The sequence below is a fragment of the Laceyella sediminis genome (assembly GCF_003003125.1).
GTDB lineage: Bacteria > Bacillota > Bacilli > Thermoactinomycetales > Thermoactinomycetaceae > Laceyella > Laceyella tengchongensis.
The window spans coordinates 24,596-37,731 of the sequence record NZ_PVTZ01000010.1; the positions used below are offsets into that span (position 1 = coordinate 24,596).

The window sequence follows — 13,136 nt, forward strand, 5'->3', positions numbered from 1 at the left end:
ATGGAAAAATATGCAAAAAGACTTTCCCGCCTCAATCGGACAGGAAAGCCTTGAAAAATAAGACGTATTTGTCATTTCGTTTGCTTGGATACGGTGATGACCGCCGTTTTTTCATCGGGACTCACCGCGTCAAGGTTGATTTGCAATCCGTGGTATGGCAAAATTTTGCCTCCCGCCGGATTGAAAGGGCTAGAATAATCGTTGCCGTCATGGAACACGGATACGCCCGGCAAAGAATCGTATTTCATATAATAATCAGGGTAAATCACATGGATCGGGGAGGTGGGCTTAACATGGAAAGCGGCGTCATTCACTTGATACCGGGTGCTGCCCACTTGCCCATTGCTCCAATAATGTCCGCGCTGGTGGGCGTCAACCACCCCGACAAACCCTTCACCTGGATGTTTCCCCGTCATATTATCTGTGCCGAAGCGGGCGTCATAATACCAGACCAGCATCCCCGGATCATAAGAAAGGAGACTGTCGTTTCTACGCACATGAGCTAGGCCTCGGTCCACTCCCCGATGGGTGCGCCACTCCACCAAATAATAATGGGCATAAGGGATCTTGGCACCATCGAACAATGCAAATCCCTCCAGCACAAAGAGTGGCGCTCCTTCCGCATCATCGCTGAACACCGCTTTGCCATCCGCTTCTACAACGATATTATCAACATAAAAACCTTCTTCGGTCACTGCGATGTCGGTGACATAACGGAACTCCACCTTCACCTTTTTGCCGACAAAACCGCTCAAGTCGACTTCATCATTGACCCAAGCTCCATTGGTTGTGTCGGAATAAGCCTTCACTCTCACGGGATGAGCGGCGCCGTCTGTGTACACATTGACATATAGATAATCATATCCCACCTCAAGCTTGCGCCAGGAAGCGAAACGAAGCTTCGCCGACTTCGCTTGGGTCAGATCGATTTCTTGTGAAACCATGCGGGTGTCCAACATATCGCCTTTGGTTGAGAAATAGGCTTTAGAACCGAGCGGTTGCGTCGGCGGATCTACCAGCCGGTCAGGGAGGTTGATTTTAAGTAGTTTTCCTCGCTTTCTGTTGGCAACCGCTTCCCAGAGAAGAAACGTTCGCTTGTGATTTAAGTGATTGATATCAATAACTGTTGGTTGAGGCCAATTGCCACCATACAATTCATGAAAAAACAGTTTGCACCATGCGCTGAGCCCAGTCGGCTCTGTTCCGGGAATTGTGCCCGTCCAGCTACCGTAAGACATCAGCGACCATGCTTCCACCGGAGAGCCGGTACCGGTGTAACCCGTATCATACTCGTCAGGCAAGCCGATGTTATGGCCATATTCATGGACGAATACTCCCGTCGCACCGTCTTCAGGCTGGATGATATAATCAAACGCCTTCAGTTTGGTGCCCGGGATGGGCACTGGCTCCGGCCCGATCACAGAGCGGTGGGACCAAATCGCGTCATCTCCCAACTCCCCGCCCCCGGCTTCCTCTCCCATGCCCGAATGGACGATGAACAAATTATCCAACAAACCGTCGGGTTCCATCACGTCACCATCTCCATCGATGTCATAGGGGTCGCGCTGATCATATTTGTCTTCATTCCCTGCTATTTGCCGGGCCACAGCCGGTAACGTCTCTTTAGCCAATTCTTGTGCCCGAACGTCGTTGAGTTCATAACCGTCGCCAACATCATGTGCGCCATAATAGGCCGCGTCATGCTTTGCTTTGACCCAAGGCGTCACCTTGCCGTCCAGGGCCCAAAAACCTGCCGATTGCTGCAAATAATATTGTGTAGCAGACACATATTTTTTACCATTATCCATTTTGAAACCATTACGGTTAAATAGCAAATTCCAATAATGGGCAGAGCTGAAATCCTTTACCCAAAAAGAGCGATCACCTGGATCGGGCAGTTGATTATGGGAATAATCCGGGAATTCGATCAACGCTACCACCGCTTGGTCGACATGCTTGCGTTTGCTTGGCTTGCTTGCCGCGTCCCCTTCTTTCGCCTTAGCGATGTTGCGGGCCGCTTTGGCTTGCACAGCTTTTTTGTTCTTATAAGCCCGCTTGCCGAACGGCTTGGATGTATCAATCCCATCCGTTGCACTGTGCGGGTTGCTTCCCCGCCTCACATACGCCTTAATCGCTTCTTCTATTTCCACCGCAGTGGCATTTGGCCTCAGTTTGCCTCGTTTTTTCAGGGCTTCGATCAAAGCTTGCTCATTGACAGTCGACCAATCAATCGCACGGGCGAGATCCTTTTGGTTTACTGATGATGAAGCAAAGCTACTGGGAGGTGTACCCGCAACCGCCGCCGCCACGCAAAAGGATGTTATCAAGGCGATGATCGGCTTGTTTCGCTTCATATCGAACCCCCTTCTCCAAATAAATGGAAACTCACTTCCATTATAAATGAAGTCTAATTATTTTCAAGATTTATCCATAATTCAATGCTTCATTGTCACGTTCGTAAGAATGATCTTGGCGGATAAATAAATGGGATTTTTTTAAAAAACAAAAATAAAACACCATTTAGAAATAAAACGGATTGACTTCAACAAAACATAATAATATCATTTTCTAATGATTCATAATATTGGTCTCAGACACCAAACAGAAAAGGAGCGATCAATCATGAATCTCTTAATCATCAGCGGCAGTCCTCGCAAACAGTCCAATTCCCTCCGGATCGCGCAGGCGGCGGCCTCTTTCTTAAATCAATCCGGAACCAGTGCAGAACTATGGGATCTCCAGCAACGCCCCTTGCCCATTTATGACGGGGATGAATCAACGTACCAACAGCCGGAAGTGGCTGCATGGCTAAAATCAGCCAGCCAAGCAGATGGCTTTTTTATCGTGACGCCCGAATACCATAACGGCATGAGCGGCGCCCTAAAAAACGCGCTTGACTTTTTGGGAGGAAGTCATTTCCAAAAGAAACCAGTCGCGCTCGCCTGTGCTGCGGGAGGTGGAAAAGGAGGAATCAACGCGCTGAACAATTTGCGTCTCGTCATCCGCGGTGTGGGCGGTCTCGTCCTCGCCGAACAATGCATTGTAGATAAAAATGATTTCGATGAACACGGGCGCATCAGCCCGGAAGTTCTTCCACGGTTGGAGCAACTTTTGACTGAATGGGCATCATTGTCCCGCCTTTTAGCCAAAAAATAAAGGCACCGCCAGCCTCGTACGCGCTCCATCCAGCGCGTACAAGGCGGCGATGCCATGCCCAATCAACATATCTCTTCGTCGATAGCGGCCTCACTTGCTTCAGATTTCTTGCACAATGCCTTTAATCAGGTTCATGAACACCGGTTTGGTCCGATTGGCCACTTCCACCACTTGTTCATGGGTGAGCGGCTCTGATCCCAAGTCCTCACCGACGGCCATGTCCGTGATGCAAGAAATGCCCAAAACATCCAAACCCGCATGCCGAGCGGCGATCACTTCGGGAACAGTGGACATCCCAACCGCATCTCCGCCAACACGACGCAACATGATCAATTCCGCCGCCGTCATATAGGTCGGCCCACTCACTCCCGCATAGACGCCTTGTTGCAAACGGGTGCCCAGCTTATCGGCCACCCGGTGCGCCAGTTCGCGAAGCGCAGGGGTGTACGCTTGGGACATGTCAGGGAAACGCGGCCCCAATTCGTCATCATTGGGCCCGATCAGTGGATTAGCGCCGGTGAAATTAAGATGGTCGGTGATCACCATCAGATCGCCCGGTTGAAAAGCTGGATTCATCCCCCCAGCCGCATTGGTGGCGATCAAGCATTTCACCCCAAGCGCTTTAAGCACATAAACCGGAAACACAACCTCCTGTTGGCTATACCCTTCATAAAAATGGAAGCGCCCTTGCATAGCCACCACCGGTTTGCCCGCCAATGTGCCGATGACCAATTGGCCGGCATGCCCTTCGACAGTGGATTCCGGAAAGTGCGGAATCTCTTTGTACGGCACAACCACTGCGTCTTCGATTTCATTGGCCAAGTCACCCAAGCCCGATCCAAGAATTAATCCGATCACCGGTTTGACAGTTGTCAAGCCGGTGATTTTCTTTTGGGCGGCCTCGATCTTTTCTCTCAGCTTCATCTGTTTGCGCCTCCTTATGCGATTTCCCGAACCAAGCCTTTGACCAGGCGAATAAACATTTCTTTCACTCGATTCGCCGTTTCCATCACTTCATCGTGGCTGAGCGGTTGCGGCAAGATGCCCGCTGCCATGTTGGTGATGCAAGAAATCCCCAATACGCGAATGCCGGCATGACGGGCCGCGATTACCTCTGGCACTGTAGACATGCCCACTGCGTCCCCGCCCAACACACGGAGCATGCGAATCTCCGCCGGTGTTTCATAAGACGGCCCCAGCACTGCGGCATATACCCCTTCTTTCAACTGGACGCCTTGCTCTCCCGCAACACGGTGCGCCAGCTCGCGCAATTCGCCGTCATACGCATTGGACATATCCGGGAAGCGGACGCCCAATTCCGGATCATTGGGGCCGATCAACGGATTGCGGAACATCATGTTAATGTGGTCTTTGATCAGCATGAGGTCGCCAGGCTCATAGCTTTCATTGATGCCGCCTGCCGCGTTGGTCACTACCAAGGTCTCAATACCCAACTCTTTCATGACGCGAATAGGGAACGAAACTTTTTCCACCGCATGCCCTTCATACAGATGAAAACGCCCCGCCATAACCAAAACGGATTTCCCTTCCAGCTCGCCGATGATCAACTCACCGGCATGCCCTTCAACCGTAGATACAGGAAAATGAGGAATCTCTTGGTATGGGATGTGGGCAGCGTCAGTAATCTCATCAGCCAAGACGCCCAAGCCTGATCCCAAAATCAGTCCGATCTGGGGAGTGGCCTTGCATTTTTCACGAATGTACTTCGCCGCTTCTCTGATGTGTGCACGGGTTGTCATATGGATCACCTCATGTGAGTTCATTTAAAAAGCTTTTGCCGATGGTGGGCAGTTGCACTTCAAAGTTTTCAGCCAACGTTGCGCCGATGTCCGCGAAAGTGCCACGCACACCCAGTGATTTGCCGACTTGCGGCAATGATTTGCTGTAAACTAACAGCGGCGTGTACTCCCGGGTATGGTCTGTACCGTGGTGAGTTGGATCGTTTCCATGGTCGGCGGTGATGATCAGGAGATCCTCTTCACCCAATGCGTCAAGCACCTCTGGCAAACGGGTGTCAAACTCTTCCAACGCTTGAGCATATCCAACCGGATCGCGACGATGGCCGAATTTGGCGTCAAAGTCGACCAGATTGACGAAAGCCAAACCATTGAACGGTTCCTTCATGACATTCAGCAACTGATCAACGCCGTCCATGTTGGATTTGGTGTGAATGGCGCGGGTAATCCCTTCTCCAGCGTAAATGTCGGAAATTTTGCCAATGGCGATCACATCCCGGCCAGCCTCTTTCAAGGCATTCAATACCGTTGGATGTGGCGGTTTCACCGAATAATCGCGACGGTTAGCCGTGCGGGTAAATTGGCCAGGCGAACCGATGAACGGACGCGCGATGACGCGGACGACGGAAAATCTTTCATCCAAGGTCAACTCGCGGGCAATCTCGCAACAACGATACAACTCTTCCAACGGCACAACCTCTTCGTGCGCGGCAATCTGAAACACGCTGTCTGCCGATGTGTATACAATCAAGCCGCCTGTGCGCATATGCTCTTCGCCCAATTCATCGATAATTGCGGTGCCGGAAGCAGGCTTGTTGCCCAGCACTTTGCGGCCTGTCCGCTCTTCAAACGCTTGAATCAACTCCCGGGGGAAACCGTCGGGATATGTTTTAAAGGGTTTATCCGTATACACCCCCATGAACTCCCAGTGTCCTGTGGTGGTGTCTTTGCCTTTGGACAGTTCACTCATTTTACCGAAATAAGCCCGCGGCTCATTCACCGCTTCAATGCCGCGGATGGGCTCAATGTTTCCCAACCCCATGTTCTGCATGTTCGGCATATGTAACCCATTTTTAAATTCGGCTATATGGCCCAAAGTATGTGCCCCGGCATCATTGTATTCAGCCGCATCGGGCATCTCGCCGATGCCAACGCTGTCCAATACGATCAGGGACACACGCGGAAATCGTCTCATGAAATCGCCTCCAAATAACAACCTCTTCCCCCGTCATGAGGGGTTAAAGAGCAACAAACATCAATCGGTTAACTTTGCCGTGGCTGGCCAATCAAGTGGATAAGCCAAAACCTTATAACGACACACCCTGGTTATGCACACGATGTGCACAAAACGACAAAAGAAAGGAGATCACCATTGCCCCGTTATGGCGGCACGGGCCCTCCTTGTACTTTGACGAATGAATGGTAGGGAAGTTGATGTGGCAACGCAACGCATGCGGTAAGCCGTTGATGTGATGTCGTCCCCCATCTTACATTATATACCCCTAATTCAAATCATAAAGAAGAAATTCATTACATTTGGAGAAAAAAAAGAAACGGACAGGCGGTGCCGTTTCATATCATTCTCCCAGCCAATAGAACATAAGCAACCGTTCCTTTATTTTTTGTGCAGGCGCCTCGACCACTCGCGCTGTTTCCTGCTGATGCCCAAACACCTTGACGGCGCCTCCGTTCGGCTCCTTATACATGTAATCCGGTTTGAACAGAGGCACCAATAAAGAGAACAGCTGGTACAAAAGCAACGTGAACAGCACAAACAGCAAAAAAAATTGGCTCCATCGTTTCAAACGGCGAAGTGAAATGACCATCATCCATCTTTCCTTTACCCCGTATTGCTATAAGGTATGGGAAAAGGAGTCAAGTTATGCGAGTTATGCCAAGCGATGCCCAAGCGCCTCTTCCAGCGGCACATACGTAAGCCCCAAGCTTTCGGCAACGGCAGAGTAGGTGACCTGCCCGTTGATGACATTGACCCCCCGCGCCAGAAAACGGTTATCGGCGACTGCTTGTGTCAATCCTTTGTTGGCGATCTGAACCGCGTACGGAATCGTGACATTGGTCAACGCGATGGTCGATGTCCTCGGTACCGCTCCTGGCATATTGGCCACTGCATAATGAACTACCCCGTGCTTCACATATGTCGGTTCACTGTGGGTTGTCACCCGGTCGATCGTTTCAATGGACCCCCCTTGATCGATCGCCACATCCACAATCACTGAACCAGGTTGCATACCGCGAACCATTTCTTCCGTCACCAATCTCGGTGCGCGGCGTCCCGGTATCAATACCGCCCCTACCAACAAATCAGCTTTGGCAACTGCTTCAGCCAAATTGTAACGGTTGGACATCAACGTCCGCAACTGGCCTTGGAATTGATCATCCAGTTGTCTCAACCGATCAGCATTAATATCGAGAATGGTCACATTGGCTCCCATCCCCAAAGCGATTTTGGCCGCATTCGTACCTACGACGCCACCACCGATAATCACCACTTCTCCAGGCAGTACCCCGGGGACGCCGCCGAGCAAGACCCCTTTGCCCCCTTTGGGCTTCTCCAAAAATTGTGCCCCGATCTGCACCGACATCCGTCCGGCCACTTCGCTCATCGGGGTCAACAACGGCAACGCACCGTTATCCAATTGAATCGTTTCGTAAGCGATGGCGGCCACTTTTTTATCCATTAGCGCCCGGGTGAGCTCCGGTTCTGGTGCGAGATGCAGGTAAGTGAAAAGAATTAGGTTTTCCCGAAAATAAGCAACCTCCTCCGGTTGCGGTTCTTTCACTTTCATGATCATGTCGGCGTTTTCCCATACTTCTTTGGCACTGCCCATGATTTTGGCTCCATGCTCTGCATACTGGTCATCTGTGAAACCGCTCCCATTTCCGGCACCGCTTTGGATCAGCACTTCATGGCCGGACTGCACCAGCGCATCCACCCCCGCCGGAGTGATGGCGACACGGTTCTCATTGTTTTTGATTTCTGTTGGCACTCCTACTTTCATTCGCAAATCCCTCCTTAAGTCTCCTATCATATTCATGCGCCATTCACGGAGGAATTATTGATGCAACACAAAAAAATGAGACCTTTTTAAGAAAAAGATCTCACGTCACTTTAGAACCTACTAATTTTTTGGGGTCGGTCACTTTTCCTTTGCATCGGTGGCATATCCCGTGAAAGGTTAAGCGATGGTCAATGATCTGAAAATCATATTCTCTCTCAACTTGCACCTCGATCGGACCTAACAAGTCTTCCATGATTTCATCCACCGTGCCACAATTGAGGCAGATGAGGTGATGGTGATGATGCTCCGCCCCTTCTGCTCTGAATTCATACCGTGTAACGCCGTCTCCGAAATTGAGTTTGTGGATGATCTGCAAATCACTTAATAGCTCCAATGTCCGATAAACCGTGGCCAAACCGATCTCGGGAGCTTTATCCTTCACCAACAGGTAGACATCCTCTGCGCTTAAGTGATCCTCTTCATTTTCCAGTAGCACACGGACCGTCGCTTCCCGTTGGGGGGTTAATTTATAATTATGGGCGGATAATTGCTGTTTAATTTGTTTCACCCGGTCTTCCACAAAAACACCCCCCTGTTTATCTGACACCATTATATTGGAGAGTCGCAGAAGAGTCAAACCACATGAAAGACACTATTAGATAATAATTATTTTAAAACCGGCGTTAATTCCATGATTGATCCATCAATTGTTCTGTTGGAATCGCTTCTTTCATCATGACTGGTGAAAGGTAAGCTTCTAATGCAGCTGAAACCAACATCACGACAGCCATGGCCGTCACCAAGAGCGAAAAGGAGACGAACTGTGGGTATATGGTTCCCCGATAGTGGATCAACCGATTCTTGACGAGCAAGGTGGAAAAGTGAATCCCCGCCACTGTCACAATAATGAGCGCCGGAATCATCAGCAAGTTTTGCGGCACCACTGATACAAAGGCGAACCACAATCCTTCCCACGCCAGTTGGTTGACTAGGAACCCGACCGTAAATCCGATCACCAGGCCTTTTAAGAATATGAACACCAGCAAAAGGGGAATTCCGATAACCGACAGACCCAAAATCCACATGAGGCCAATTGTTTTCAAATGATCCCCCAACGCGTGTTGAAACGCTACTTCGGGCTCAGCAATCGTGTGTTGCTCCAATCCCCTAAAAAAATGGCCCAAGTAAGTCAACAGCCCGTCCTTTTGCGCGGGATCGAGCGTATTGACGATCACTGCCCCGAAGATCACCCCCATCATAAACAAGACGGTGACAAACAAATAGGGTGACCGTTGTTGCTGAATGTGCGATTGAATCGACCGTCTCCACTTGTTCTTCTGCTTCATCCGACTTCGCCTCCTTCAGTCCCGTCACACTACTCTATGACTAAAATGGAAGAGGTATGCCGTATGAAGCTAGAGTTTGAGAAAAGAATTCAACTGCCCCACTCTTTGTTAGATTCACTTTTTTTCTCTCCAACTGCATACAAGTGGAAGCCTGATCCCTCGCCTAGCCAGCTTTCCACCACCCATCCATCGGCCGAAGCATTGCTTTGCTCGGTTCGCACATGCGCCTTTTGCACGCTCAATCCCAAAATCCCACGCACGGGCCCCAGCCAGCACATAATTCCGACCAACAAAATCACAAAGGTGATCACCGCATTGCGCAACCAATCTTCAGATGTCTCCGAGGTAAGCATGTTTTGAAACACATAAAAGCCGATGAACAAAAAATAACTGAAGCCAAACAATACCCAAATCGCTTTGAACCCAGCTAATAGATACCCGATTCGCTTGCGTCTCAACAGGAAGATTAATGATTTGATCGCAATTAAGCCAATGATGAACACAATTAATAAGGTCATGAGATTCGTCAACACTTTCCCTGACCAGATGAGTGGACTCACATTCATCCCATACGCCTCCTCCAAGATGCCTCGGCCCCCTTTGACCGGGGGAGGAATGGTGGGTGCGGCCTGGTGTCCCATTTGGCAGGGATGGCTCTCAGGGCGCACCCACACATTTCAAGCCTTGTCCATCTAGGGCGTGTCTGGTGAATCAAGTTGGTAGGGAAGAAGCGGTGGAAAAACCTTTTCTCGATGAGCGCCTCGCCACGCGTGAAGCGAATGAGAAAATGGTTTTGGAGCCGCTGGCCTATTCATCAGACACACCCTAGCAAAAAGTCGAAGCAACCCGCCCTTGCCTATAAAATCCAGCCATCTCCAAATATTATATTTATCTGAAATTATTATAACCTTTCACGGACTAACAGATAAGCCCGATGCAGGCGTCACCCCAACTATCATCCCAAACTCACACGGCTTATCATCGCACTCATGCGTGGCGCACAAAAAACAAGTTGCTAAAACGTTGATCCACCGTTGTATCAACTGATCGCCTCCACCACTTTCTCGCCTCCATTGCGATGCCTCGCCACGACAAAGCGTTTCCCAGTCTCATCACCTGTGTTGCGACAGGGTAGCAACAGCGATTGATGATCCTACACAAACATAAAGGTGTACATCCACGGGTGCGATTCGTTGATGATTGTTCCATTATCCGTTCTCTTTCCAGTGTCGCATTACCATCAATTTATCATATCACAGCGGCCTAGCATAGATGACGGAAGCAATCCCCCCCTCTTTTTCTGCCCCGCTTCCTTTCAGAATAACTCCTTTACAACTGGCCGACATTAAGGGGGAAAGGAGGATAACAATGGCAGAAAGAGCGATATTCGGATATTTCCAAACGATTGATGCCGCACAGAAAGCCGCTGCAGAGCTACGACAGGCCGGCTTTGAAGTTGATGTGAGCCGTTTTTCTCCCTTGGGCGGCGGAAAAGACGCCGACGGAGACGCCACGTATAGTAATCCGTTCGAAAACCCGCGGATGTCATTGGCTGAGAGCACGCTGGGTAGTCCCCGTCTCGATCCAGACAAGAGCGTTATGCAGGCCGCCCATCCCGACGCCAGCGGACTGTCTGGTGGCCAACCCCTGTCTTCACTTGAGGATGTGTCAGTCACTGTGTTTGCAACCTCGGAAGACCGGGTGCAAGAAGCGGAATCCATTTTGCGCAAACACGGAGCCAGAGAGTAAGGAAAAAGCTAACCACATCGGTTAGCTTTTTTGTAGTGGATCAACTTTGCCATAAACGCCGCCGCCCCCTTCGGACAATGCCAACCGCTGCTCGCGCGCCAATTGGATGTAATGGGCGATAGCCGCGCCGGCTACTTGGCGGATTTCTTCCAACTCCGCATGATGAAGCACGTTCATCTCCGTTCCAAATGCCTGCAATAATTTGTCCAGGGTTTTGGGGCCCAGTTTGGGGATGAATTCAAGCGGCACTTGATAAATATATGGGGGACGGTGTGTCGGGTGGCTACTTGGTTGATCGGCGATCTCCTCGATCCTGTCCTTCACGCCTTTCACCTTTTTCGGGCTACCGCAGTGTGGGCAACAGGCGATTTGGCTTGACGGCCACAATTCGTCACAATTCAAGCAACGGGTTCGATAGTATTTTCCCAGCTTGGGGTTTAAGCCGTAATTAGCTAGGACGCGCCTGCCACCCTCTCTGGCGAGCGCCCGTTTCAATTCTTGAAAACTAGCATCTCGCACCAGCAATTGATTGTATTCGCGACCGATTTTGGGTAGAGAGTGAGCGTCCGAATTGGTGACAAATGTAAACGGTGCCAACTCGGATAGTTGATCTGCCAAAACCGAGTCAGAGCTCAACCCGAGTTCCACTGCCGATACCTTCTTCATGTCCAACAATTGCTCCATGCGGGGTGCGGCATTGCCGTAAACACTTTTAAACGGGGTGAATACATGGGCGGGAATAAACAAACCACCCCACTCCCATACTTTTTCTTGCAGGGCCAGAGCCGATTGCCGCAACCGTTGCGTGCTTAACTGGACGTTTTTCATATAGCGCTCCAACCAGGCGGTAAGTTCTCGCATCTGTTCCAAGCCCGGCAGGTACACCAGGACGTGAAACGCACCGGCCCCCTCCTTAAGCTCGATCTCTGCCCCCAACACGCATGTCGTATCCCCATACGTGATGCCACCCTCCGGATGTTCACGGTAAAGCCCCTTGTCCAATCCCGCCTGAATCTCTTCCTGTACCGGAGGGGACTGGGCGTCGATGATTCCGATCAGCTGAATGCCTTTGCGGTGAAACGCTTCCTTTATAATCGCCTCAAACGTCATATTTTTCGCCGCTGTGATTTTTACAGGGAGATTGCCCTGGGTTCTGCCAATATGGATATGCAAGTCGGCGAAAATCTCTTGCAACTTCATCTCCCACTCGACACCCGGGCTTGCCATAAGTAGACTGCGGCCACCGTTTTGGCGTCCATGATGTCGCCACTTTGAATTCGATCTAGGCACTCATCCAGCGTGCATTCAACCAATTCCACAAATTCATCCTCATCGGGGTTCACTTCCCCTTTTGTTAAACCCTCAGCTTGATAAATGTGCAAACATTCATCTGAAAATCCGGGAGAGGTGTAAAAGGAAACCACATGCGTCAAGCCCGTGGCCCGGTAACCCGTTTCTTCTTCCAACTCTCGTGCCGCGCAATCCCCGGGATCCTCTCCCACTTCCAATTTACCTGCCGGGATTTCTAGGATCGTCTTTTCCAACGGCTTTCTGAATTGCCGCACCAGCACCATTTTCCCCTCATCCGTAATAGCCAGAACGGCGACGGCGCCCGGGTGTTTCACAATTTCGCGTTTGGCAGCGCGGCCATCGGGCAATTGAACGTCATCTACTTGTAGCTGAACCACTTTGCCCGTATATATCGTTTGACTCGCAATCGTTTTTTCTTCAAAATTTCGCATCGTTGTCACTCCTGTCTCAATCTATTCCTTATTATAACTCACATCCATCTCCAAACCGACCATTCTCGTACAAATGGAAACAGCCGTTTACGCATATGGATAAGATGATGTGTCAATGCTGGTTAAGACAAATAATCTCCGGTGGTGATCCAGATGAAATGCACCTGGCGACAATCAAGTTTCTGCGTGAGCGGCAAAGGCTGGCAAGTGCGTGCCTATCTGCGCCAATTGACTAACCATCCTCTAACCGTAAAACAGCTCATCGAACGAAAACAGCGCTTGTCCCGTCCACTGCGGAAAGAGAAGCCCATACATCGACTCTTTCCCAATCAACGCACAAAGGCCGAGCCTTGATCGGCTCGGCCC

15 protein-coding genes are annotated in these 13,136 nt (G+C 50.4%); 4 read left to right on the forward strand and 11 right to left on the reverse strand.

The features are described 5' to 3' along the window. Positions 1–71 precede the first annotated feature (71 nt). Positions 72–2,354, reverse strand: coding sequence for an immune inhibitor A domain-containing protein (locus CLV36_RS12205; RefSeq protein WP_106342836.1), 2,283 nt, complete (start codon positions 2,352–2,354; stop codon positions 72–74). Between the two features lie 268 nt (positions 2,355–2,622). On the opposite strand from CLV36_RS12205, the gene CLV36_RS12210 reads away from it, so the two are divergent. Continuing rightward, positions 2,623–3,156 (forward strand): NADPH-dependent FMN reductase, encoded by a 534-nt coding sequence (locus CLV36_RS12210; protein ID WP_181353017.1) that lies wholly within the window; start codon positions 2,623–2,625, stop codon positions 3,154–3,156. Between the two features lie 99 nt (positions 3,157–3,255). Here CLV36_RS12210 and CLV36_RS12215 read toward each other — a convergent pair whose 3' ends face one another. From CLV36_RS12215 to CLV36_RS12250, 8 genes are all read right to left on the reverse strand, one after another. Continuing rightward, positions 3,256–4,080, reverse strand: a complete 825-nt coding sequence (locus CLV36_RS12215; protein ID WP_102992182.1) for a purine-nucleoside phosphorylase — start codon at positions 4,078–4,080, stop codon at positions 3,256–3,258. Positions 4,081–4,094: 14 nt separating this feature from the next. Next, a complete protein-coding gene (locus tag CLV36_RS12220; RefSeq protein WP_102992181.1) occupies positions 4,095–4,916 on the reverse strand; it encodes a purine-nucleoside phosphorylase in 822 nt (273 codons plus the stop codon). Positions 4,917–4,926: 10 nt separating this feature from the next. Further along, positions 4,927–6,108, reverse strand: a complete 1,182-nt coding sequence (gene deoB, locus CLV36_RS12225; protein ID WP_106342838.1) for a phosphopentomutase — start codon at positions 6,106–6,108, stop codon at positions 4,927–4,929. A gap of 382 nt (positions 6,109–6,490) precedes the next feature. Beyond that, on the reverse strand, positions 6,491–6,739 hold the full coding sequence (locus CLV36_RS12230) for a DUF4227 family protein (RefSeq protein WP_106342839.1): 249 nt from the start codon (positions 6,737–6,739) through the stop codon (positions 6,491–6,493). Positions 6,740–6,802: 63 nt separating this feature from the next. Continuing rightward, positions 6,803–7,933, reverse strand: coding sequence for an alanine dehydrogenase (gene ald, locus CLV36_RS12235; RefSeq protein ID WP_106342840.1), 1,131 nt, complete (start codon positions 7,931–7,933; stop codon positions 6,803–6,805). A 100-nt stretch (positions 7,934–8,033) separates the two neighbouring features. Further along, positions 8,034–8,513 (reverse strand): ferric iron uptake transcriptional regulator, encoded by a 480-nt coding sequence (fur, locus tag CLV36_RS12240; protein WP_029071798.1) that lies wholly within the window; start codon positions 8,511–8,513, stop codon positions 8,034–8,036. Positions 8,514–8,616: 103 nt separating this feature from the next. After that, positions 8,617–9,279 (reverse strand): stage II sporulation protein M, encoded by a 663-nt coding sequence (gene spoIIM / locus CLV36_RS12245; RefSeq protein ID WP_106342841.1) that lies wholly within the window; start codon positions 9,277–9,279, stop codon positions 8,617–8,619. Between the two features lie 89 nt (positions 9,280–9,368). Beyond that, on the reverse strand, positions 9,369–9,845 hold the full coding sequence (locus tag CLV36_RS12250) for a hypothetical protein (protein WP_106342842.1): 477 nt from the start codon (positions 9,843–9,845) through the stop codon (positions 9,369–9,371). Positions 9,846–9,985: 140 nt separating this feature from the next. Here CLV36_RS12250 and CLV36_RS17905 point away from each other — a divergent pair, with 140 nt between their 5' ends. Continuing rightward, on the forward strand, positions 9,986–10,108 hold the full coding sequence (locus CLV36_RS17905; protein ID WP_281257257.1) for a hypothetical protein: 123 nt from the start codon (positions 9,986–9,988) through the stop codon (positions 10,106–10,108). Positions 10,109–10,647: 539 nt separating this feature from the next. Continuing rightward, entirely contained in the window at positions 10,648–11,028 is a 381-nt protein-coding gene (locus tag CLV36_RS12260; protein WP_106342844.1) for a hypothetical protein, read from the forward strand. A 21-nt stretch (positions 11,029–11,049) separates the two neighbouring features. Here the strand turns inward: CLV36_RS12260 and CLV36_RS12265 are convergent, their stop codons facing one another. Together CLV36_RS12265 and CLV36_RS12270 are read right to left on the reverse strand one after the other, a co-directional pair. Further along, positions 11,050–12,255 (reverse strand): endonuclease Q family protein, encoded by a 1,206-nt coding sequence (locus CLV36_RS12265; protein WP_245888359.1) that lies wholly within the window; start codon positions 12,253–12,255, stop codon positions 11,050–11,052. Next, positions 12,225–12,770, reverse strand: coding sequence for an NUDIX domain-containing protein (locus CLV36_RS12270; RefSeq protein ID WP_106342846.1), 546 nt, complete (start codon positions 12,768–12,770; stop codon positions 12,225–12,227). The genes CLV36_RS12265 and CLV36_RS12270 overlap by 31 nt, the downstream gene beginning before the upstream one ends. Positions 12,771–12,923: 153 nt before the next feature. Here CLV36_RS12270 and CLV36_RS17005 point away from each other — a divergent pair, with 153 nt between their 5' ends. Further along, entirely contained in the window at positions 12,924–13,124 is a 201-nt protein-coding gene (locus tag CLV36_RS17005) for a hypothetical protein (RefSeq protein ID WP_146130637.1), read from the forward strand. Positions 13,125–13,136: the final 12 nt, after the last annotated feature.

Bases quoted from the DNA above. Each gene is read 5' to 3' on its own strand.
- CLV36_RS12205 (WP_106342836.1), bottom strand. From the start codon at position 2,354: ATGAAGCGAAACAAGCCGATCATCGCCTTGATAACATCCTTTTGCGTG.
- CLV36_RS12210 (WP_181353017.1), top strand. From the start codon at position 2,623: ATGAATCTCTTAATCATCAGCGGCAGTCCTCGCAAACAGTCCAATTCC.
- CLV36_RS12215 (WP_102992182.1), bottom strand. From the start codon at position 4,080: ATGAAGCTGAGAGAAAAGATCGAGGCCGCCCAAAAGAAAATCACCGGC.
- CLV36_RS12220 (WP_102992181.1), bottom strand. From the start codon at position 4,916: ATGACAACCCGTGCACACATCAGAGAAGCGGCGAAGTACATTCGTGAA.
- deoB (WP_106342838.1), bottom strand. From the start codon at position 6,108: ATGAGACGATTTCCGCGTGTGTCCCTGATCGTATTGGACAGCGTTGGC.
- CLV36_RS12230 (WP_106342839.1), bottom strand. From the start codon at position 6,739: ATGGTCATTTCACTTCGCCGTTTGAAACGATGGAGCCAATTTTTTTTG.
- ald (WP_106342840.1), bottom strand. From the start codon at position 7,933: ATGAAAGTAGGAGTGCCAACAGAAATCAAAAACAATGAGAACCGTGTC.
- spoIIM (WP_106342841.1), bottom strand. From the start codon at position 9,279: ATGAAGCAGAAGAACAAGTGGAGACGGTCGATTCAATCGCACATTCAG.
- CLV36_RS12250 (WP_106342842.1), bottom strand. From the start codon at position 9,845: ATGAATGTGAGTCCACTCATCTGGTCAGGGAAAGTGTTGACGAATCTC.
- CLV36_RS12260 (WP_106342844.1), top strand. From the start codon at position 10,648: ATGGCAGAAAGAGCGATATTCGGATATTTCCAAACGATTGATGCCGCA.
- CLV36_RS12265 (WP_245888359.1), bottom strand. From the start codon at position 12,255: ATGGCAAGCCCGGGTGTCGAGTGGGAGATGAAGTTGCAAGAGATTTTC.
- CLV36_RS12270 (WP_106342846.1), bottom strand. From the start codon at position 12,770: ATGCGAAATTTTGAAGAAAAAACGATTGCGAGTCAAACGATATATACG.
- CLV36_RS17005 (WP_146130637.1), top strand. From the start codon at position 12,924: ATGAAATGCACCTGGCGACAATCAAGTTTCTGCGTGAGCGGCAAAGGC.